The 21414-nt window shown below is 52.6% G+C and carries 21 protein-coding genes and 1 rRNA gene; 13 read left to right on the top strand and 9 right to left on the bottom strand.

Going from position 1 to position 21414, the window contains the following annotated elements:
- The first annotated feature begins 1 nt into the window (after position 1).
- The 8 genes from lpxA (at position 2) to tilS (ending at position 11071) form a co-directional block, all read left to right on the top strand.
- Positions 2-790, top strand: a complete 789-nt coding sequence (gene lpxA / locus ACJHW7_RS06340) for an acyl-ACP--UDP-N-acetylglucosamine O-acyltransferase (RefSeq protein ID WP_000565966.1) — start codon at positions 2-4, stop codon at positions 788-790.
- Entirely contained in the window at positions 790-1938 is a 1149-nt protein-coding gene (lpxB, locus tag ACJHW7_RS06335) for a lipid-A-disaccharide synthase (protein ID WP_000139667.1), read from the top strand. The genes lpxA and lpxB overlap by 1 nt, the downstream gene beginning before the upstream one ends.
- On the top strand, positions 1935-2531 hold the full coding sequence (rnhB, locus tag ACJHW7_RS06330) for a ribonuclease HII (RefSeq protein WP_072847812.1): 597 nt from the start codon (positions 1935-1937) through the stop codon (positions 2529-2531). The genes lpxB and rnhB overlap by 4 nt, the downstream gene beginning before the upstream one ends.
- 36 nt (positions 2532-2567) lie before the next feature.
- Complete coding sequence (gene dnaE / locus ACJHW7_RS06325) at positions 2568-6050, top strand: DNA polymerase III subunit alpha (RefSeq protein ID WP_021556431.1); 3483 nt, start codon at positions 2568-2570, stop codon at positions 6048-6050.
- Positions 6051-6062: 12 nt separating this feature from the next.
- A complete protein-coding gene (gene accA / locus ACJHW7_RS06320; RefSeq protein WP_000055741.1) occupies positions 6063-7022 on the top strand; it encodes an acetyl-CoA carboxylase carboxyl transferase subunit alpha in 960 nt (319 codons plus the stop codon).
- A gap of 98 nt (positions 7023-7120) precedes the next feature.
- Positions 7121-9262: a lysine decarboxylase LdcC gene (gene ldcC / locus ACJHW7_RS06315; protein WP_001020973.1), complete on the top strand. Its 2142-nt coding sequence runs from the start codon at positions 7121-7123 to the stop codon at positions 9260-9262.
- Between the two features lie 56 nt (positions 9263-9318).
- Entirely contained in the window at positions 9319-9708 is a 390-nt protein-coding gene (locus tag ACJHW7_RS06310) for a VOC family protein (RefSeq protein ID WP_000901098.1), read from the top strand.
- Positions 9709-9772: 64 nt separating this feature from the next.
- The gene (gene tilS, locus ACJHW7_RS06305) at positions 9773-11071 is read left to right on the top strand and encodes a tRNA lysidine(34) synthetase TilS (protein ID WP_021556432.1); all 1299 of its coding nucleotides are present in this window, start codon (positions 9773-9775) and stop codon (positions 11069-11071) included.
- A gap of 48 nt (positions 11072-11119) precedes the next feature.
- Here the strand turns inward: tilS and rof are convergent, their stop codons facing one another.
- The gene (gene rof / locus ACJHW7_RS06300) at positions 11120-11380 is read right to left on the bottom strand and encodes a Rho-binding antiterminator (protein WP_000062312.1); all 261 of its coding nucleotides are present in this window, start codon (positions 11378-11380) and stop codon (positions 11120-11122) included.
- On the bottom strand, positions 11367-11567 hold the full coding sequence (locus ACJHW7_RS06295; protein WP_000417058.1) for a YaeP family protein: 201 nt from the start codon (positions 11565-11567) through the stop codon (positions 11367-11369). Before ACJHW7_RS06295 ends, rof begins: the two co-directional genes overlap by 14 nt.
- Positions 11568-11732: 165 nt before the next feature.
- On the opposite strand from ACJHW7_RS06295, the gene ACJHW7_RS06290 reads away from it, so the two are divergent.
- The 3 genes from ACJHW7_RS06290 to nlpE are packed head-to-tail and all read left to right on the top strand — an operon-like array spanning position 11733 to position 13421.
- Positions 11733-12278, top strand: a complete 546-nt coding sequence (locus ACJHW7_RS06290) for a YaeQ family protein (protein WP_001185286.1) — start codon at positions 11733-11735, stop codon at positions 12276-12278.
- Positions 12275-12697, top strand: a complete 423-nt coding sequence (arfB, locus tag ACJHW7_RS06285) for an alternative ribosome rescue aminoacyl-tRNA hydrolase ArfB (RefSeq protein ID WP_000635550.1) — start codon at positions 12275-12277, stop codon at positions 12695-12697. The genes ACJHW7_RS06290 and arfB overlap by 4 nt, the downstream gene beginning before the upstream one ends.
- Positions 12698-12710: 13 nt before the next feature.
- Positions 12711-13421 carry an envelope stress response activation lipoprotein NlpE gene (gene nlpE, locus ACJHW7_RS06280; protein ID WP_021556433.1) on the top strand — a complete coding sequence of 237 codons (711 nt, stop codon included), beginning with the start codon at positions 12711-12713 and terminating at the stop codon, positions 13419-13421.
- 199 nt (positions 13422-13620) lie between these two features.
- Here nlpE and ACJHW7_RS06275 read toward each other — a convergent pair whose 3' ends face one another.
- The 7 genes from ACJHW7_RS06275 to metN form a co-directional block, all read right to left on the bottom strand.
- On the bottom strand, positions 13621-14445 hold the full coding sequence (locus ACJHW7_RS06275) for a YaeF family permuted papain-like enzyme (protein WP_001308258.1): 825 nt from the start codon (positions 14443-14445) through the stop codon (positions 13621-13623).
- A gap of 52 nt (positions 14446-14497) precedes the next feature.
- On the bottom strand, positions 14498-16216 hold the full coding sequence (gene proS, locus ACJHW7_RS06270) for a proline--tRNA ligase (RefSeq protein ID WP_001260703.1): 1719 nt from the start codon (positions 16214-16216) through the stop codon (positions 14498-14500).
- A gap of 110 nt (positions 16217-16326) precedes the next feature.
- Entirely contained in the window at positions 16327-17034 is a 708-nt protein-coding gene (gene tsaA, locus ACJHW7_RS06265) for a tRNA (N6-threonylcarbamoyladenosine(37)-N6)-methyltransferase TrmO (RefSeq protein WP_000094004.1), read from the bottom strand.
- Entirely contained in the window at positions 17031-17435 is a 405-nt protein-coding gene (gene rcsF / locus ACJHW7_RS06260; RefSeq protein WP_001202329.1) for an Rcs stress response system protein RcsF, read from the bottom strand. The genes tsaA and rcsF overlap by 4 nt, the downstream gene beginning before the upstream one ends.
- A 117-nt stretch (positions 17436-17552) precedes the next feature.
- Positions 17553-18368, bottom strand: a complete 816-nt coding sequence (gene metQ / locus ACJHW7_RS06255; RefSeq protein WP_000874224.1) for a methionine ABC transporter substrate-binding lipoprotein MetQ — start codon at positions 18366-18368, stop codon at positions 17553-17555.
- Positions 18369-18407: 39 nt separating this feature from the next.
- Positions 18408-19061, bottom strand: coding sequence for a methionine ABC transporter permease MetI (locus tag ACJHW7_RS06250; RefSeq protein ID WP_001294600.1), 654 nt, complete (start codon positions 19059-19061; stop codon positions 18408-18410).
- Positions 19054-20085, bottom strand: a complete 1032-nt coding sequence (gene metN / locus ACJHW7_RS06245; RefSeq protein WP_000593983.1) for a methionine ABC transporter ATP-binding protein MetN — start codon at positions 20083-20085, stop codon at positions 19054-19056. The genes ACJHW7_RS06250 and metN overlap by 8 nt, the downstream gene beginning before the upstream one ends.
- A 187-nt stretch (positions 20086-20272) precedes the next feature.
- Between metN and gmhB the strand changes: the two genes are divergently transcribed.
- Positions 20273-20848, top strand: coding sequence for a D-glycero-beta-D-manno-heptose 1,7-bisphosphate 7-phosphatase (gene gmhB / locus ACJHW7_RS06240; protein ID WP_001140187.1), 576 nt, complete (start codon positions 20273-20275; stop codon positions 20846-20848).
- 362 nt (positions 20849-21210) lie between these two features.
- A 16S ribosomal RNA gene (locus ACJHW7_RS06235) occupies positions 21211-21414 on the top strand; the annotation flags it as partial.

Below are 21414 nucleotides of genomic sequence, written 5' to 3'. Positions count from 1 at the left end.
CGTGATTGATAAATCCGCCTTTGTGCATCCAACCGCCATTGTGGAAGAGGGCGCGTCGATTGGCGCGAACGCACACATTGGTCCTTTTTGTATCGTTGGACCCCATGTCGAAATTGGTGAGGGTACCGTACTGAAATCTCACGTTGTCGTGAATGGCCATACTAAAATTGGCCGCGATAATGAGATTTATCAGTTCGCCTCCATCGGTGAAGTTAACCAGGATCTGAAATATGCTGGCGAACCGACCCGTGTGGAAATCGGCGATCGTAACCGCATTCGCGAAAGCGTCACCATTCATCGTGGCACAGTCCAGGGCGGTGGATTGACGAAGGTGGGCAGCGACAACTTACTGATGATCAACGCGCACATTGCGCACGATTGTACGGTAGGTAACCGCTGTATTCTCGCCAACAACGCAACGCTGGCGGGTCACGTATCGGTAGACGACTTCGCGATCATCGGCGGCATGACCGCAGTCCATCAGTTCTGCATCATTGGTGCGCATGTGATGGTTGGCGGTTGCTCCGGTGTGGCGCAGGACGTCCCTCCTTATGTCATTGCGCAGGGTAACCACGCAACGCCGTTCGGTGTCAATATCGAAGGGCTGAAGCGCCGCGGATTCAGCCGCGAGGCGATTACCGCTATCCGCAATGCGTATAAGCTGATTTATCGCAGCGGTAAAACGCTCGATGAAGTGAAACCGGAAATTGCTGAACTGGCGGAAACGTATCCGGAAGTGAAAGCTTTTACCGATTTCTTTGCACGCTCAACGCGCGGTCTGATTCGTTAATGACTGAACAGCGTCCATTAACGATTGCCCTGGTCGCCGGAGAAACCTCCGGCGATATCCTGGGGGCCGGTTTAATCCGCGCTCTGAAAGAACGTGTGCCCAACGCCCGCTTTGTTGGCGTTGCCGGGCCACGAATGCAGGCTGAAGGCTGCGAAGCCTGGTACGAAATGGAAGAACTGGCGGTGATGGGCATTGTTGAAGTGCTCGGTCGTCTGCGTCGCTTACTGCATATTCGTGCCGATCTGACAAAGCGTTTTGGTGAACTAAAGCCAGATGTTTTTGTTGGCATTGATGCGCCTGACTTCAATATTACCCTCGAAGGTAACCTTAAAAAGCAGGGTATCAAAACCATTCATTATGTCAGTCCGTCCGTCTGGGCGTGGCGACAGAAACGCGTTTTCAAAATAGGCAGAGCCACCGATCTGGTGCTCGCATTTCTGCCTTTCGAAAAAGCGTTTTATGACAAGTATAACGTGCCGTGCCGTTTTATCGGTCACACGATGGCTGATGCCATGCCGTTAGATCCAGATAAAAACGCCGCCCGTGATGTGCTGGGTATCCCTCACGATGCCCACTGTCTGGCATTGTTGCCGGGCAGCCGTGGCGCGGAAGTCGAAATGCTTAGTGCCGATTTCCTGAAAACGGCCCAGCTTTTGCGCCAGACATATCCGGATCTCGAGATCGTGGTGCCGCTGGTGAATGCCAAACGCCGTGAGCAGTTTGAGCGTATCAAAGCGGAAGTTGCGCCAGACCTGTCGGTTCATTTGCTGGATGGAATGGGCCGTGAGGCGATGGTCGCCAGTGATGCGGCGCTACTGGCGTCGGGTACGGCAGCCCTGGAGTGTATGCTGGCGAAATGCCCAATGGTGGTGGGGTATCGCATGAAGCCTTTCACCTTCTGGTTGGCGAAGCGTCTGGTGAAAACTGATTATGTCTCGCTGCCAAATCTGCTGGCGGGCAGAGAGTTAGTCAAAGAGTTATTGCAGGAAGAGTGTGAGCCGCAAAAACTGGCTGCGGCGCTGTTACCGCTGTTGGCGAACGGGAAAACCAGCCACGCGATGCACGATACCTTCCGTGAACTGCATCAGCAGATCCGCTGCAATGCCGATGAGCAGGCGGCACAAGCCGTTCTGGAGTTAGCACAATGATCGAATTTGTCTATCCGCACACGCAACTGGTTGCGGGTGTGGATGAAGTCGGACGCGGGCCGTTAGTTGGCGCGGTCGTCACCGCTGCGGTGATTCTCGACCCGGCGCGCCCGATTGCCGGGCTGAATGATTCCAAAAAGCTGAGCGAAAAACGTCGTCTGGCGCTCTGTGAAGAGATCAAAGAGAAAGCGTTGAGCTGGAGTCTGGGCCGCGCGGAACCTCACGAAATCGATGAACTGGATATTTTACATGCGACCATGCTGGCGATGCAGCGTGCCGTTGCTGGGCTGCATATTGCGCCGGAATATGTGTTGATTGATGGTAACCGCTGCCCGAAATTACCGATGCCTTCGATGGCAGTGGTGAAAGGCGATAGCCGCGTACCGGAAATCAGTGCCGCGTCTATCCTGGCGAAAGTGACGCGCGACGCCGAAATGGCGGCGCTGGATATTGTTTTCCCGCAATATGGTTTTGCCCAACACAAAGGGTATCCAACCGCTTTTCATCTGGAAAAACTGGCTGAACACGGCGCGACCGAACACCATCGGCGCAGCTTTGGGCCTGTCAAACGCGCACTGGGACTTGCGTCCTGATTCTTGTGTCGAGATTAAGTAAACCGGAATCTGAAGATGTCTGAACCACGTTTCGTACACCTGCGGGTGCACAGCGACTACTCGATGATCGATGGCCTGGCCAAAACCGCACCGTTGGTAAAAAAGGCGGCGGCGTTGGGTATGCCAGCACTGGCGATCACCGATTTCACCAACCTTTGCGGTCTGGTGAAGTTCTACGGAGCGGGACATGGCGCAGGGATTAAGCCTATCGTCGGGGCAGATTTTAACGTCCAGTGCGACCTGCTGGGTGATGAGTTAACCCACCTGACGGTACTGGCGGCGAACAATACCGGCTATCAGAATCTGACGTTGCTGATCTCAAAAGCGTATCAGCGCGGGTACGGTGCCGCCGGGCCGATCATCGATCGCGACTGGCTTATCGAATCAAACGAAGGGTTGATCCTTCTTTCCGGCGGGCGCATGGGCGACGTCGGACGCAGTCTTTTGCGTGGTAACAGCGCGCTGGTAGATGAGTGTGTCGCGTTTTATGAAGAACACTTCCCGGATCGCTATTTTCTCGAGCTGATCCGCACCGGCAGGCCGGATGAAGAAAGCTATCTGCACGCGGCGGTGGAACTGGCGGAAGCGCGCGGTTTGCCCGTCGTGGCGACTAACGATGTGCGCTTTATCGACAGCAGCGACTTTGACGCACACGAAATCCGCGTCGCGATCCACGACGGCTTTACCCTCGACGATCCTAAACGCCCGCGTAACTATTCGCCGCAGCAATATATGCGTAGCGAAGAGGAGATGTGCGAGCTGTTTGCCGACATCCCCGAAGCTCTTGCCAACACCGTTGAGATCGCCAAACGTTGTAACGTAACCGTGCGTCTTGGTGAATACTTCCTGCCGCAGTTCCCGACCGGGGACATGAGCACCGAAGATTATCTGGTCAAGCGTGCAAAAGAGGGCCTGGAAGAGCGTCTGGCCTTTTTATTCCCTGATGAGGAAGAACGTGTTAAGCGCCGCCCGGAATATGACGAACGTCTGGAGACTGAACTTCAGGTTATCAACCAGATGGGCTTCCCGGGCTACTTCCTCATCGTTATGGAATTTATCCAGTGGTCGAAAGATAACGGCGTACCGGTAGGGCCAGGCCGTGGCTCCGGTGCGGGTTCACTGGTGGCCTACGCGCTGAAAATCACCGACCTCGATCCGCTGGAATTTGACCTGCTGTTCGAACGTTTCCTTAACCCGGAACGTGTCTCCATGCCTGACTTCGACGTTGACTTCTGTATGGAGAAACGCGATCAGGTTATCGAACACGTAGCGGACATGTACGGTCGTGATGCGGTATCGCAGATTATCACCTTCGGTACGATGGCGGCGAAAGCGGTGATCCGCGACGTAGGCCGCGTGCTGGGGCATCCGTACGGCTTTGTCGATCGTATCTCGAAACTGATCCCGCCCGATCCGGGGATGACGCTGGCGAAAGCGTTTGAAGCCGAGCCGCAGCTGCCGGAAATCTACGAAGCGGATGAAGAAGTTAAGGCGCTGATCGACATGGCGCGCAAACTGGAAGGGGTCACCCGTAACGCCGGTAAGCACGCCGGTGGGGTGGTTATCGCGCCGACCAAAATTACCGATTTTGCGCCGCTTTATTGCGATGAAGAGGGCAAACATCCGGTTACCCAGTTTGATAAAAGCGACGTTGAATACGCCGGACTGGTGAAGTTCGACTTCCTTGGTTTGCGTACGCTCACCATCATCAACTGGGCGCTGGAGATGATCAACAAGCGGCGGGCGAAGAATGGCGAGCCGCCGCTGGATATCGCCGCGATCCCGCTGGATGACAAGAAAAGCTTCGACATGCTGCAACGCTCGGAAACCACGGCGGTATTCCAGCTTGAATCGCGCGGCATGAAGGACCTGATCAAGCGTCTGCAACCTGACTGCTTCGAAGATATGATCGCACTGGTGGCACTGTTCCGCCCCGGCCCGTTGCAGTCAGGGATGGTGGATAACTTTATCGACCGTAAACATGGTCGCGAAGAGATCTCCTATCCGGACGTACAGTGGCAGCATGAAAGCCTGAAACCGGTACTGGAGCCAACCTACGGCATCATCCTGTATCAGGAACAGGTCATGCAGATTGCCCAGGTGCTTTCTGGTTATACCCTCGGTGGCGCGGATATGCTGCGTCGTGCGATGGGTAAGAAAAAGCCGGAAGAGATGGCTAAGCAACGTTCTGTATTTGCTGAAGGTGCAGAAAAGAACGGAATCAACGCTGAACTGGCGATGAAAATCTTCGACCTGGTGGAGAAATTCGCTGGTTACGGATTTAACAAATCGCACTCTGCGGCCTATGCTTTGGTGTCATATCAAACGTTATGGCTGAAAGCGCACTATCCGGCGGAGTTTATGGCGGCGGTAATGACCGCCGATATGGACAACACCGAGAAGGTGGTGGGCCTGGTGGATGAGTGCTGGCGGATGGGGCTGAAAATCCTGCCACCAGATATAAACTCCGGTCTTTACCATTTCCACGTCAACGACGACGGCGAAATCGTGTATGGTATTGGCGCGATCAAAGGGGTAGGTGAAGGTCCGATTGAGGCGATCATCGAAGCCCGTAATAAAGGCGGCTACTTCCGCGAACTGTTTGATCTCTGCGCCCGAACCGACACCAAAAAGTTAAACCGGCGAGTGCTGGAAAAACTGATTATGTCCGGGGCGTTTGACCGTCTTGGGCCACACCGCGCGGCACTGATGAACTCGCTGGGCGATGCGTTAAAAGCGGCAGATCAACACGCGAAAGCGGAAGCTATCGGTCAGGCCGATATGTTCGGCGTGCTGGCCGAAGAGCCGGAACAAATTGAACAATCCTATGCCAGCTGCCAACCGTGGCCGGAGCAGGTGGTATTAGATGGGGAACGTGAAACGTTAGGCCTGTACCTGACCGGACACCCTATCAACCAGTATTTAAAAGAGATTGAGCGTTATGTCGGAGGCGTAAGGCTGAAAGACATGCACCCGACAGAACGTGGTAAAGTCATCACGGCTGCGGGGCTCGTTGTTGCCGCGCGGGTTATGGTCACCAAGCGCGGCAATCGTATCGGTATCTGCACGCTGGATGACCGTTCCGGGCGGCTGGAAGTGATGTTGTTTACTGACGCCCTGGATAAATACCAGCAATTGCTGGAAAAAGACCGCATACTTATCGTCAGCGGACAGGTCAGCTTTGATGACTTCAGCGGTGGGCTTAAAATGACCGCTCGCGAAGTGATGGATATTGACGAAGCCCGGGAAAAATATGCTCGCGGGCTTGCTATCTCGCTGACGGACAGGCAAATTGATGACCAGCTTTTAAACCGACTCCGTCAGTCTCTGGAACCCCACCGCTCTGGGACAATTCCAGTACATCTCTACTATCAGAGGGCGGATGCACGCGCGCGGTTGCGTTTTGGCGCGACGTGGCGTGTCTCTCCGAGCGATCGTTTATTAAACGATCTCCGTGGCCTCATTGGTTCGGAGCAGGTGGAACTGGAGTTTGACTAATACAGGAATACTATGAGTCTGAATTTCCTTGATTTTGAACAGCCGATTGCAGAGCTGGAAGCGAAAATCGATTCTCTGACTGCGGTTAGCCGTCAGGATGAGAAACTGGATATTAACATCGATGAAGAAGTGCATCGTCTGCGTGAAAAAAGCGTAGAACTGACGCGTAAAATCTTCGCCGATCTCGGTGCATGGCAGATTGCGCAACTGGCACGCCATCCACAGCGTCCTTATACCCTGGATTACGTTCGCCTGGCATTTGATGAATTTGACGAACTGGCTGGCGACCGCGCGTATGCAGACGATAAAGCTATCGTCGGTGGTATCGCCCGTCTCGATGGTCGTCCGGTGATGATCATTGGTCATCAAAAAGGTCGTGAAACCAAAGAAAAAATTCGCCGTAACTTTGGTATGCCAGCACCAGAAGGTTACCGCAAAGCTCTGCGCCTGATGCAAATGGCTGAACGCTTTAAGATGCCAATCATCACCTTTATCGACACCCCGGGGGCTTATCCGGGCGTGGGCGCAGAAGAACGTGGTCAGTCTGAAGCCATTGCACGCAACCTGCGTGAAATGTCTCGCCTCGGCGTACCGGTAGTTTGTACGGTTATCGGTGAAGGTGGTTCTGGCGGTGCGCTGGCGATTGGCGTGGGCGATAAAGTGAATATGCTGCAATACAGCACCTATTCCGTTATCTCGCCGGAAGGTTGTGCGTCCATTCTGTGGAAGAGCGCCGACAAAGCGCCGCTGGCGGCTGAAGCGATGGGTATCATCGCTCCGCGTCTGAAAGAGCTGAAACTGATCGACTCCATCATCCCGGAACCGCTGGGCGGCGCTCACCGTAACCCGGAAGCGATGGCGGCATCGTTGAAAGCGCAACTGCTGGCGGATCTGGCCGATCTCGACGTGTTAAGCACTGAAGATTTAAAAAATCGTCGTTATCAGCGCCTGATGAGCTACGGTTACGCGTAATTCGCAAAAGTTCTGAAAAAGGGTCACTTCGGTGGCCCTTTTTTATCGCCACGGTTTGAGCAGGCTATGATTAAGGAAGGATTTTCCAGGAGGAACACATGAACATCATTGCCATTATGGGACCGCATGGCGTCTTTTATAAAGATGAGCCCATCAAAGAACTGGAGTCGGCGCTGGTGGCGCAAGGCTTTCAGATTATCTGGCCACAAAACAGCGTTGATTTGCTGAAATTTATCGAACATAACCCTCGAATTTGCGGCGTGATTTTTGACTGGGATGAGTACAGTCTCGATTTATGTAGCGATATCAATCAGCTTAATGAATATCTCCCGCTTTATGCCTTCATCAACACCCACTCGACGATGGATGTCAGCGTGCAGGATATGCGGATGGCGCTCTGGTTTTTTGAATATGCGCTGGGGCAGGCGGAAGATATCGCCATTCGTATGCGTCAGTACACCGACGAATATCTTGATAACATTACCCCACCGTTCACGAAAGCCTTGTTTACCTACGTCAAAGAGCGGAAGTACACCTTTTGTACGCCGGGGCATATGGGCGGCACCGCATATCAAAAAAGCCCGGTTGGCTGTCTGTTTTATGATTTTTTCGGCGGGAATACTCTTAAGGCTGATGTATCTATTTCGGTCACCGAGCTTGGTTCGTTGCTCGACCACACCGGGCCACACCTGGAAGCGGAAGAGTACATCGCGCGGACTTTCGGCGCGGAACAGAGTTATATCGTTACCAACGGAACATCGACGTCGAACAAAATTGTGGGTATGTACGCCGCGCCATCCGGCAGTACGCTGTTGATCGACCGCAACTGCCATAAATCACTGGCGCATCTGTTGATGATGAACGATGTAGTGCCAGTCTGGCTGAAACCGACGCGTAATGCGTTGGGGATTCTGGGTGGGATCCCGCGCCGTGAATTTACTCGTGACAGCATCGAAGAGAAAGTCGCTGCCACCACGCAGGCACAATGGCCGGTTCATGCGGTGATTACCAACTCAACCTATGATGGCTTGCTCTACAACACCGACTGGATCAAACAGACGCTGGATGTCCCGTCGATCCACTTCGATTCCGCCTGGGTGCCGTACACCCATTTTCATCCGATCTACCAGGGGAAAAGTGGTATGAGCGGCGAGCGTGTTGCGGGAAAAGTGATCTTCGAAACGCAATCGACCCACAAAATGCTGGCGGCGTTATCGCAGGCTTCGCTGATCCACATTAAAGGCGAGTATGACGAAGAGGCCTTTAACGAAGCCTTTATGATGCATACCACCACCTCGCCCAGTTATCCCATTGTTGCTTCGGTTGAGACGGCAGCAGCGATGCTGCGTGGTAATCCGGGTAAACGGCTGATTAACCGTTCGGTGGAGCGGGCGCTGCATTTTCGCAAAGAGGTCCAGCGGTTGCGGGAAGAGTCTGACGGTTGGTTTTTCGATATCTGGCAACCGCCGCAGGTGGATGAAGCCGAATGCTGGCCCGTTGCGCCTGGCGAACAGTGGCACGGCTTTAACGATGCGGATGCCGATCATATGTTTCTCGATCCGGTTAAAGTCACTATTTTGACACCGGGGATGGACGAACAGGGCAATATGAGTGAGGAGGGGATCCCGGCGGCGCTGGTGGCAAAATTCCTCGACGAACGTGGGATCGTAGTAGAGAAAACCGGCCCTTATAACCTGCTGTTTCTCTTTAGTATTGGCATCGATAAAACCAAAGCAATGGGATTATTGCGTGGGTTGACGGAATTTAAGCGCTCTTACGATCTCAACCTGCGGATCAAAAATATGCTGCCCGATCTCTATGCTGAAGATCCCGATTTCTACCGCAATATGCGTATTCAGGATCTGGCGCAAGGGATCCATAAGCTGATTCGTAAACACGATCTTCCCGGTTTGATGTTACGGGCATTCGATACTTTGCCGGAGATGATCATGACGCCACATCAGGCATGGCAGAGACAGATTAAAGGTGAAGTAGAAACCATTGCGCTGGAACAACTGGTCGGTAGAGTATCGGCAAATATGATCCTGCCTTATCCACCGGGCGTACCGCTGTTGATGCCTGGAGAAATGCTGACCAAAGAGAGCCGCACAGTACTCGATTTTCTACTGATGCTTTGTTCCGTAGGGCAACATTACCCCGGTTTTGAAACGGATATTCACGGTGCGAAACAGGACGAAGACGGCGTTTACCGCGTACGAGTCCTAAAAATGGCGGGATAACTTGCCAGAGCGGCTTCCGGGCGAGTAACGTGCTGTTAACAAATAAAGGAGACGTTATGCTGGGTTTAAAACAGGTTCACCATATTGCGATTATTGCGACGGATTATGCGGTGAGCAAAGCTTTCTACTGCGATATTCTTGGTTTCACGCTGCAAAGCGAAGTCTATCGCGAAGCGCGCGACTCGTGGAAAGGGGATTTGGCGCTTAATGGGCAATATGTGATTGAGCTTTTCTCATTTCCGTTCCCGCCGGAGCGCCCCAGCCGACCGGAAGCTTGCGGCCTGCGTCATCTGGCTTTTAGCGTTGATGACATCGATGCGGCAGTGGCGCACCTTGAAAGCCATAACGTGAAGTGTGAAGCCATCCGTGTCGATCCATACACGCAAAAACGCTTCACCTTCTTTAACGATCCGGACGGGCTGCCGTTGGAACTGTATGAGCAGTAAGGCTTGTCATCGCGGCATTTGCCCGGTAACGTGCCGGGCATTGCTACTGTAAAATCGCACCATCATGACACTCACGCTCAATAGACAACTTCTCACCTCACGCCAGATTCTGGTGGCCTTTAGCGGCGGGCTTGACTCCACCGTTCTGCTGCATCAGTTGGTGCAGTGGCGGACGGAAAATCCGGGCGTCACTCTACGCGCTATCCATGTGCATCACGGTTTAAGTGCCAATGCCGATGCCTGGGTTAGGCATTGCGAGAACATCTGCCAACAGTGGCAGGTGCCGCTGGTGGTCGAGCGCGTGCAACTTGCGCAAGAAGGACTGGGCATTGAGGCCCAGGCGCGGCAGGCGCGTTATCAGGCATTTGCCCGCACCTTGTTGCCCGGTGAAGTGCTGGTCACCGCGCAACATCTCGACGATCAATGTGAAACCTTTCTGCTGGCGCTAAAACGTGGTAGCGGCCCTGCCGGGCTTTCGGCTATGGCGGAAGTTTCGGAGTTTGCCGGAACACGGCTTATCCGCCCGTTGCTCGCCCGCACGCGGGGGGAACTGGAGCAGTGGGCATTAGCGCATGGTTTACGCTGGATTGAAGACGAAAGTAATCAGGACGACTCATACGATCGTAACTTTCTGCGCCTGCGTGTAGTGCCGTTATTGCAGCAGCGTTGGCCGCATTTTGCCGAAGCAACGGCTCGCAGCGCCGCACTTTGTGCTGAACAAGAGAGCCTGCTGGATGAATTGCTGGCAGATGATTTAGCGCACTGCCAAACGCCGCAGGGGACGCTGCAGATTGCGCCAATGCTGGCGATGAGTGATGCCCGTCGCGCGGCAATTATCCGCCGCTGGCTGGCAGGGCAGAATGCACCGATGCCTTCCCGCGACGCGCTGGTGCGGATCTGGCAGGAAGTGGCGCTGGCGCGGGAAGATGCCTCCCCCTGTTTACGCTTTGGCGCGTTTGAAATACGCCGCTATCAATCGCAACTGTGGTGGATTAAATCCGTTGCCGGGCAAAGCGAAACCATTGTGCCGTGGCAGACGTGGCTACAACCGCTGGAATTACCGGCGGGGCTGGGAAGTGTACAGCTTACTGCGGGAGGCGATATTCGCCCTCCGCGTGCAGACGAAGCGGTCAGCGTGCGTTTCAAAGCGCCAGGATTGCTGCATATTGTCGGTCGCAACGGCGGACGTAAGCTGAAGAAAATCTGGCAGGAGCTGGGCGTGCCGCCGTGGCTACGTGACACCACGCCACTGCTGTTTTATGGCGAAACGCTGATTGCGGCGGCAGGGGTATTTGTGACGCAAGAAGGTGTGGCTGAAGGTGAGAAGGGCGTAAGTTTTGTCTGGCAGAAAACGCTTAGTTAAGTGAAAGCCGGATAAGACGCATCAAACGTCGCATCCGGCAAAAGTCAATCAGGATTCGCTTACCACCACCGTACCGATTTCCGGGTGGCTAAAGCTGGTAATTTTATCCAGACGTAGCTCACGGGTTTCGCCAGCGGCCTCGACGACCAGATACTCCACATTTTTGCGGGAGACTAAATCGCTGGCTTTTGCCTGCAATTTTTCGCCATCTTTCAGCTCAAGTGTCAGCATTAAATGATGCTGGCAGGCGAGCTCAAGATTATCGTAATCATCACAATTGATTGGTTGATACGTATCATTCATTGACATAATCGCTCACCAGTAAGTTTGCCGCAGCGTATGCTGCTTTTTCCCTGACAGCCTCAGAAAGGGCGTCGTCGGCAGCCATTTCATTCAGCACTTTCAAAACGCAGCCCAGCGCGTCCGGAACGTATCCTAAGTCTCCGCTGGCGATTTCCGCGTACCGCTTGCGTATTAACTCACAATATTTTTCCACATGCCCTCCTGTCAGCACTCTGACTTAACCGTGGATGCAAGTCTAAGCCTACGAAGATAAACTCTGTTTCGCAAGGTGACTATACCACACTCATTTCTGCAATATCAGCGCCGCAACTGCACGTATTCCGTTACAATGGCCTCCTGATTCGAAAGGAGTTTTCTTATGGCGCTTAAAGCGACAATTTATAAAGCGACGGTTAATGTGGCCGATCTCGACCGTAACCAGTTTCTCGATGCCTCTCTGACGCTGGCGCGCCATCCTTCAGAAACCCAGGAGCGTATGATGCTGCGCTTGCTGGCGTGGCTGAAATATGCCGATGAACGTCTGCAATTTACCCGTGGTTTGTGTGCCGATGATGAGCCGGAAGCGTGGCTGCGTAACGATCACCTGGGCATTGATTTGTGGATTGAGCTGGGGCTGCCGGATGAGCGACGAATTAAGAAAGCCTGCACCCAGGCCGCAGAAGTGGCGCTGTTTACCTATAATAGTCGGGCGGCGCAAATCTGGTGGCAGCAAAATCAGAGCAAATGTGCGCAGTTTGCCAATCTTTCTGTCTGGTATCTGGACGACGAGCAGCTGGCGAAAGTGAGCGCCTTTGCCGATCGTACCATGACGCTGCAGGCAACGATTCAGGATGGTGTTATCTGGTTATCAGATGATAAGAATAATCTGGAAGTGAACTTAACCGCCTGGCAACAACCTTCATGATTGTGATTTCCCGACATGTTGCTATTCCCGATGGTGAGCTTGAGATCACCGCCATTCGTGCGCAGGGCGCGGGCGGGCAGCATGTTAATAAGACCTCAACGGCTATTCATCTGCGTTTTGACATTCGGGCGTCCAGCCTGCCAGAGTATTACAAAGAGCGTCTGCTCGCCGCCAGCCATCATTTGATCAGCAGTGATGGCGTGATTGTCATTAAGGCACAGGAATACCGCAGTCAGGAACTGAACCGCGAAGCAGCTCTGGCCCGGCTGGTGGCTGTGATTAAAGAATTAACAACAGAACAAAAAGCCCGACGACCCACGCGGCCCACCCGTGCATCGAAAGAGCGCAGGCTGGCATCGAAAGCACAAAAATCAAGCGTGAAGGCGATGCGCGGCAAAGTGCGCAGCGGTCGGGAATAAAAAGAAGGAATGGATGGTGAAAAAAGCGATAGTGACAGCGATGGCTGTAATCAGCCTCTTTACTCTGATGGGTTGTAATAATCGGGCCGAAGTCGATACGCTTTCTCCGGCGCAGGCAGCCGAACTGAAACCGATGCCGCAAAGTTGGCGCGGCGTGCTGCCGTGTGCCGATTGCGAAGGAATCGAAACCTCTCTGTTCCTCGAAAAAGACGGAACATGGGTGATGAATGAGCGTTATCTCGGTGCTCGTGAAGAACCTTCCTCCTTCGCTTCCTACGGTACATGGGCGCGAACCGCTGACAAGCTGGTATTAACCGACAGCAAAGGTGAAAAGTCATATTATCGGGCGAAAGGCGATGCGCTGGAGATGCTCGATCGTGAAGGCAATCCGATTGAATCGCAGTTCAACTATACGCTGGAACCGGCACAATCCAGTTTACCCATGACGCCGATGACCCTGCGGGGCATGTATTTTTATATGGCTGATGCGGCGACCTTCACTGATTGCGCGACCGGAAAACGTTTCATGGTGGCGAATAACGCAGAGCTGGAACGAGGGTATCTGGCTGCTCGCGGCAGCAGTGAAAAACCGGTGTTACTGTCAGTGGAAGGTCACTTTACGCTTGAGGCTAATCCGGATACCGGTGCGCCGACCAAAGTATTAGCGCCCGATACGGCAGGTAAATTTTACCCAAACAAGGATTGCAGTAGTTTGGGGCAGTAACCCGTCTTGAGACAGAAACAAACGCAAAACAGGCCAGAAGGATATATTTCAACATTTTGAATTTGCACGTTTTTTGTAGGCCGGATAAGGCGTTTACGCCGCATCCGGCAATGGTGCTCAACGCCTGATGCGACGCTGGCGCGTCTTATCATGCCTACAACCCCCCTCATACCTTAAGGCGGATAAGGCATTTACTTTATCACCGGGTCAGCCCAACAAAGCGACCCGCCTTGATATAAATCCCTGGCTTCAGGTGCCCAACATACTGTAACTGCGTTTCTGGCTTAAACGCAGAGACATCACCAATACGCATATGCATCAGATCGGCAGGGCTAATCCAGCCCGATTGCGCCAGCGTAAGCGGATGCCCGGCTTTGGCAAATGCATCAGTGACAAATTCCGAACAAAACCACGACTTTTTGTCTCCTTCGCCCACACTGCTTAACTGCGCTTTCGCCAGGCCGCTGACGCACTGTTGGCGAAAATCCTCGGAGAACGGATTCAGTGAGCACATCTGGCGAGTCACCATAAAGGGAATAAATTCGACAATGCCGCGATAGTTATAACCGCTATCTTTGATTTTATTGGCGAACGCGGTGATTTCTGTGGCTTGTTGCGGGGTAAGATCCGGGACTCGTAAGACGAAAAGTTTATCACTATGCTTCATCGCTTTTTTAAGGGAAACAATCTGGACGCCAGCGCCTGTCGCTTCTGCAACGTTATTTTCACCCAGATAGATTGCAACGTGACTCACAGAGGAAGTGCTGAAAACGCGGATCCCAAATGAGGTTACCCCCAGGCTTGAGGAGAACAGCAAATCGCCGGGTTTGAGATCAGGTACCGTTATTTCTTTTATTGATTGTTCGGTGAAAGAGCTTTGATGCTGGAATTTGACAGCCCATGTTTTCGCCTCGGCATCTACTGCTGTGGCAGAGGAGTCTGGCTGGCTGATATCAACGGTACAGGCCGAAAGTAAAAGAAAGCAGGGGAGAAGCAGGCGGCAGTACGCCTTTGGTTTATCCATTTTATACAATCCATGTAAAAAAGGGCCCTGAAATTCAGGACCCTTTCTGGCATCAGCCTTTAATCTGTTTCACCAGATATTCGACGATGTCACCAGTCTTAATTAACTGTTTCTCGCCGTTGCGACGATATTTATATTCGATATCGTCGTTGTCGAGGTTACGGTCGCCCAGCACAATAGTGTGCGGAATACCGATCAGTTCCATATCAGCAAACATCACGCCCGGACGCTCTTTGCGGTCATCCAGCAGCACTTCGATACCTTGTGCACGCAGTTCGCTGTACAGTTTCTCAGCAAGTTCTTGTACGCGGAAGGATTTGTGCATGTTCATCGGCAGAATCGCCACCTGGAACGGTGCGATCGCGTCAGGCCATACGATGCCGCGTTCGTCGTAGTTCTGCTCAATGGCTGCAGCTACTACGCGCGTTACGCCGATACCGTAGCAACCCATAGTCAGGATCTGGTTACGGCCATCTTCACCTTGTACGGAGGCTTTCAGTGCTTCGGAGTACTTGGTACCCAGCTGGAAGATGTGACCGACTTCGATACCACGTTTGATCAGCAGCGTACCCTGACCATCCGGGCTTGGATCGCCAGCCACCACGTTGCGGATATCCGCAACTTCCGGGGTAGCGACATCGCGATCCCAGTTGATGCCGAAGTAGTGTTTACCATCGATGTTAGCACCAGCAGCGAAATCACTCATCGCCGCAACGGTACGGTCAATCACCACCGGAATCGGCATGTTTACCGGACCCAGTGAACCCGGACCGGCTTTAACCACGGCACGAATTTCTTCTTCAGTCGCAAAAGTCAGCGGGCTGGCAACCTGCGGCAGTTTTTCTGCTTTAACTTCGTTCAGTTCGTGGTCACCGCGCACCAGCAGAGCAACCAGCGGGAAGCTACTGTCTTCAACCGCTTTAACCAGCAGAGTCTTAACCGTTTTCTCAATCGGCAGATTGAACTGTTCAACCAGTTCCGCGATGGTCTTCGCGTTCGGCGTATCAACCAGCGTCATTTCCTGGGTAGCAGCAGCGCGCGGTTCTTTCGGCGCGATAGCTTCTGCCAGTTCAATGTTCGCTGCATAGTCAGAGGTGTCGGAGAAGACCACATCGTCTTCACCGCTCTGCGCCAGCACCTGGAATTCGTGAGAGGCGCTACCGCCGATAGAACCGGTGTCGGCCTGTACGGCGCGGAAATCCAGCCCCATGCGGCTGAAGATTTTGCTGTAGGCCGCATACATTGCGTCGTAGGTTTCCTGCAGGGATTCCTGAGAAGTATGGAAAGAGTAAGCATCTTTCATCAGGAATTCGCGGGAACGCATGACGCCGAAACGCGGACGCACTTCATCGCGGAACTTGGTCTGGATCTGATAGAAGTTCAGCGGCAGCTGTTTGTAAGAGCTCAGCTCGTTACGAATCAGGTCAGTGATAACTTCTTCATGAGTTGGGCCGAGTACGAACGGACGCTCGCCACGGTCAACAAAACGCAGCAGTTCCGGACCGTACTGTTCCCAACGACCACTCTCTTGCCACAAATCGGCTGGCTGAACCACCGGCATCGACACCTCGATCGCACCGGCGTTGTTCATCTCTTCACGCACGATGTTTTCGACTTTTTTCAGAACGCGCACGCCGGTCGGCAGCCAGGTATATAACCCGGAGGCCAGCTTGCGGATCATCCCGGCGCGCAGCATCAGCTGATGGCTGATCACCTCGGCGTCGGCAGGTGTCTCCTTGAGAGTGGAGAGCAGGTATTGGCTAGTACGCATGTTGTTACGGTTCCAGTTGGAAGGTAGAACAGGCTCAAGGCGAGCCTGGGACAAAAAAAGTGATTTAGTTTACCAGTGCAAAAGAAATGTCAAAAGAGAAGGGCGTCAATTTAACGCGGTTCCAGCGCAAAGACTTCAAAACCTGCGTCGGTAATGCGCCAGCGAACGTTAAAATCATGCAGCCAGACGGCATAGGTTTTGCCCGTTTCCTCACCTTTACGATAGGCCGGGCGCGGGTCTTGCGCCAGTACTTCGCGGATAAACAGGGTTAACTGCGGATAACGCTTCTCCAGCGTCAAAAGCTGCTTTTCGACCTCTGCGGTAAAACTCACCGTCATCTCTGCCGCTGGCGCACTTTGCGCATAGCTGGCACAGGCATCGGGAAGCGATTCGGCAAAGGGGAGATACGGTTTGATATCCACTACCGGCGTACCATCGACCAGATCCAGACTGCCGAGCTTCAGAATCACGCTGTCTTTATGGCAAACAACCTCTTTCAGCTCTACCAGCGACATGCCAATTGGGTTAGGGCGGAAAGTAGAGCGTGTTGCGAAAACCCCCATTCTGGCGTTACCGCCGAGGCGCGGTGGACGCACAGTCGGACGCCAGCCGCCTTCCATCGTTTGATGAAAGACGAAAAGGATCCATAAATGGCTGAACGCTTCCAGGCCGCGAACGGCGTCGGCCTGGTTGTAGGGAGCAATGAGATGCAGTTCGCCGTTGGCGCTTTTTACCAGACCTGGCTGGCGCGGAACGGCGAATTTTTCTTTATAGGGCGAGCGAATAACGCCTATTTGCTCGAACTGGAAACTGCTCATTTCGCCGTAATGTTAAGCGCAGAACCGATACATACAGCCTGACGATAGCAGCCCGGCGTACCGCTGGTGACTTCGCAGCTATGCAGTAATACCGCATTGGCTTTCATTTTAGAGGCGTTGATTTGCATCCGCTTACGTGCGGTTGGAATGCTCGGCGGAGAGTCCTGATTAGAGGCCTGGCAAGAGTCGCCACTGACTTCACCGAGATCGCGGAACGGTTTGCCGACTAATTCTTCTGCATTGGTATAAATTCGGACCGGCGTGGCGCGCGGCGCTTTCGGTTTTGCAGGCTCCGCTTTCGGCTGGGGTGCAGTGCTTTGAACGGGTTCGACAGGGGATCTGCTTAACATGGAACAGCCGCTTAGCATGAGTGCTACTAAACAGATCGGTAAAGCACGCATAGTATTTCCTCAATGTATGATCAAAACGTCAATATTGAATCAGGAGCTTGTAAAAATGACAAGACGGGCAAGCGCCCGTCCTGAATGATATTACAAATTGTGGAAACAGCCTAAAAATTACCAGCCTTTAACAGCGCCGCCGTTAAACACTTTGTTTGCTGCTTCGTAAACTTCGTCAGACTGATAAGCCTGGACGAATTTCTTCACGTTCTCGGCGTCTTTGTTATCTTCACGCGTTACGATCAGGTTTACGTACGGGGAGTCTTTATCTTCGACAAAGATACCGTCTTTCGCCGGAGTCAGGCCAATCTGGCTGGCATAGGTGGTATTGATAACTGCCAGAGCGATTTGCGCGTCGTCCAGAGAACGCGGCAGTTGCGGTGCTTCCAGCTCAACAATTTTCAGATTTTTTGGGTTCTCAACAACATCAAGAACGGTCGGCAGAAGGCCAACGCCATCTTTCAGTTTGATCAAGCCCACTTTTTGCAGCAGCAGCAGTGAACGACCAAGGTTAGTTGGGTCGTTTGGCACGGCAACCTGCGAACCATCCTGCAGTTCATCCAGTGATTTGATTTTCTTGGAGTAACCAGCAATTGGATAAACAAAAGTATTGCCTACTGCGACCAGCTTGTAGCCACGATCTTTCAGTTGCTGATCAAGGTACGGTTTATGCTGGAAGGCGTTGGCGTCGATATCACCTTTGCTCAATGCTTCGTTTGGCAGAACATAGTCGTTGAAGGTTACCAGCTCAACGTCCAGGCCATATTTGTCTTTCGCAACTTTCTGCGCGACTTCTGCAACCTGCTGTTCGGCACCAACAATCACGCCGACTTTAATGTGGTTTGGATCTTTTTCATCCTGACCGCAGCCTACCAGTGCCAGTGATCCAATCAGGGCTCCCACTGCCGCAAAGGTTTTGAATTTGAACGCCATACCTTATTCCTTCTTCAATTATTTATGTTGTGTTGAACGTTACTTGCGAGTGACAGCCCGGACGATGCGGTCGCCTGCGAACTGAATTAAATAAACCAGAATGACCAGCAATACCAGTACCGTATTCATCACCGTCGCGTTGTAGCCGATGTAGCCATACTGATAGCCAATCTGACCTAAACCACCGGCACCGACTGCACCACCCATCGCGGAATAACCGACCAGGGTAATCAGGGTGATAGTTGCCGCATTCACCAGACCCGGCAACGCTTCCGGTAACAGCACTTTACGGACGATCTGCATTGGCGTGGCACCCATTGCGCGGGAAGCTTCAATTAACCCGGTTGGGATCTCCAGCAGAGCGTTCTCGACCATACGGGCAATAAACGGTGCTGCACCAACGGTTAACGGAACAATTGCTGCCTGCAAACCAATCGATGTACCGACAATAACGCGGGTAAACGGAATCATCCATACCAGCAAGATAATGAACGGGATGGAACGGAAAATGTTCACAATCGCAGAAACGGTACGATACAGCTTCGCGTTAGCAATAATTTGCCCCGGACGCGTGACATAAAGCAGGACGCCAACCGGCAGACCAATCACAAACCCAAAAAATCCGGATACGAAGGTCATTGCCAGCGTTTCCCATACGCCACGAACCAGCAGCCACATCATCGGCTCAGACATAACCCAGTACCTCTACTTTTACATGGTGTTCCTGCAGCCAGGCAATGGCGGCTTGCGTATCTTGTTGTGTGCCGTGCATTTCAGTCAGCATGATGCCGAACTTCACGCCACCGGCGTAATCCATCTGCGCGCTAATAATGTTGTTGTTGACGTTGAAACGACGCGCGGTTTCAGAAAGCAGTGGGGCATCGACCGATTGACCGGTAAACTCCAGACGCAGCATCGGCACGCAGTCAGTGAATGGCTCCGCTTGCAGACGTTCCTGGTAATCTTCCGGGATATCCAGATGCAGGGTTGACTGAATAAACTTCTGCGCCAGCGGCGTTTTCGGATGTGAGAACACTTCACTTACCGTGTCCTGCTCGATTAGTTCGCCATTGCTGATGACCGCCACGCAATCACAAATACGCTTCACAACGTCCATTTCGTGGGTGATCAACAGAATCGTCAAACCCAGACGGCGGTTGATGTCTTTCAGCAGTTCGAGAATAGAACGTGTCGTTGCCGGGTCCAGCGCGCTGGTGGCTTCATCACACAGCAATACTTTGGGATTGCTGGCTAATGCACGGGCAATCGCCACACGTTGTTTCTGCCCACCGGAAAGATTCGACGGGTAGCTATCATGCTTATCGCCAAGACCAACCAATGACAGCAATTCCGTCACGCGACGTTTGATCTCGTCTTTCGGTGTATTGTCCAGCTCCAGCGGCAGAGCCACGTTGCCAAAAACAGTACGCGAAGAGAGCAGGTTAAAATGCTGGAAAATCATACCAATCTGGCGACGAGCTTTGGTCAACTCGGATTCTGACAGCGTGGTCAGTTCCTGGCCATCGACCAGCACGCTACCCTCGGTTGGGCGCTCCAGCAGGTTTACACAACGTATAAGCGTACTCTTACCCGCGCCTGAGGCACCGATAACGCCATAAATTTGTCCAGCTGGCACATGCAGGCTGACGTTGTTCAACGCCTGGATGATGCGGGTGCCCTGGTGGAACACTTTGGTGATATTCGAAAGTTTTATCATTGATTATTTATTATCGTCATTAAGTTAGTCGTGGCATCTCGAATGCCTGAAACGGGCAACGCCGTCAATGAAATGGATGTTAAGGCATCCAGACGTCTAAATCAATCAGGTTTATGCGAAGAGCACTTTCTTGCAGGTCGAAACATGCGATACTAGCGTCACATGCCTTATTAAGGAGCTATAAAAGGTGGCGAAGAGCGTACCCGCAATTTTTCTTGACCGTGACGGCACTATTAATGTCGATCACGGCTATGTCCATGAGATCGACAACTTTGAATTTATCGACGGTGTTATTGACGCCATGCGCGAGCTAAAAAAAATGGGCTTTGCGCTGGTGGTAGTAACCAACCAGTCTGGCATTGCTCGCGGTAAATTTACCGAAGCACAGTTTGAAACGCTGACCGAGTGGATGGACTGGTCGCTGGCGGACCGAGATGTCGATCTGGATGGTATCTATTATTGCCCGCATCATCCGCAGGGTAGTGTTGAAGAGTTTCGCCAGGTCTGCGATTGCCGCAAACCACATCCGGGGATGCTTTTGTCAGCACGCGATTATTTGCATATTGATATGGCCGCTTCTTATATGGTGGGCGATAAATTAGAAGATATGCAGGCAGCGGTTGCGGCGAACGTGGGAACAAAAGTGCTGGTGCGTACGGGTAAACCTATTACACCTGAAGCAGAAAACGCGGCAGATTGGGTGTTAAATAGCCTGGCAGACCTGCCGCAAGCGATAAAAAAGCAGCAAAAACCGGCGCAATGATTAAAAGATGAGCGATTGAAATAAAAATGCATTTTTCCGCTTGTCTTCCTGAGCCGACTCCCTATAATGCGCCTCCATCGACACGGCGGATGTGAATCACTTCACACAAACAGCCAGTTCGGTTGAAGAGAAAAATCCTGAAATTCAGGGTTGACTCTGAAAGAGGAAAGCGTAATATACGCCACCTCGCGACAGTGAGCTGAAAGCCGCGTCGCAACTGCTCTTTAACAATTTATCAGACAATCTGTGTGGGCACTCGAAGATACGGATTCTTAACGTCGCAAGACGAAAAATGAATACCAAGTCTCAAGAGTGAACACGTAATTCATTACGAAGTTTAATTCTTTGAGCATCAAACTTTTAAATTGAAGAGTTTGATCATGGCTCAGATTGAACGCTGGCGGCAGGCCTAACACATGCAAGTCGAACGGTAACAGGAAGAAGCTTGCTTCTTTGCTGACGAGTGGCGGACGGGTGAGTAATGTCTGGGAAACTGCCTGATGGAGGGGGATAACTACTGGAAACGGTAGCTAATACCGCATAACGTCGCAAGACCAAAGAGGGGG

This window comes from Escherichia sp. WS1152 (genome assembly GCF_046487665.1).
GTDB classification, from domain to species: domain Bacteria; phylum Pseudomonadota; class Gammaproteobacteria; order Enterobacterales; family Enterobacteriaceae; genus Escherichia; species Escherichia coli.
The sequence above is the reverse complement of the archived record's forward strand: the minus strand, read 5'-3'. Positions and strand labels throughout refer to the sequence as shown.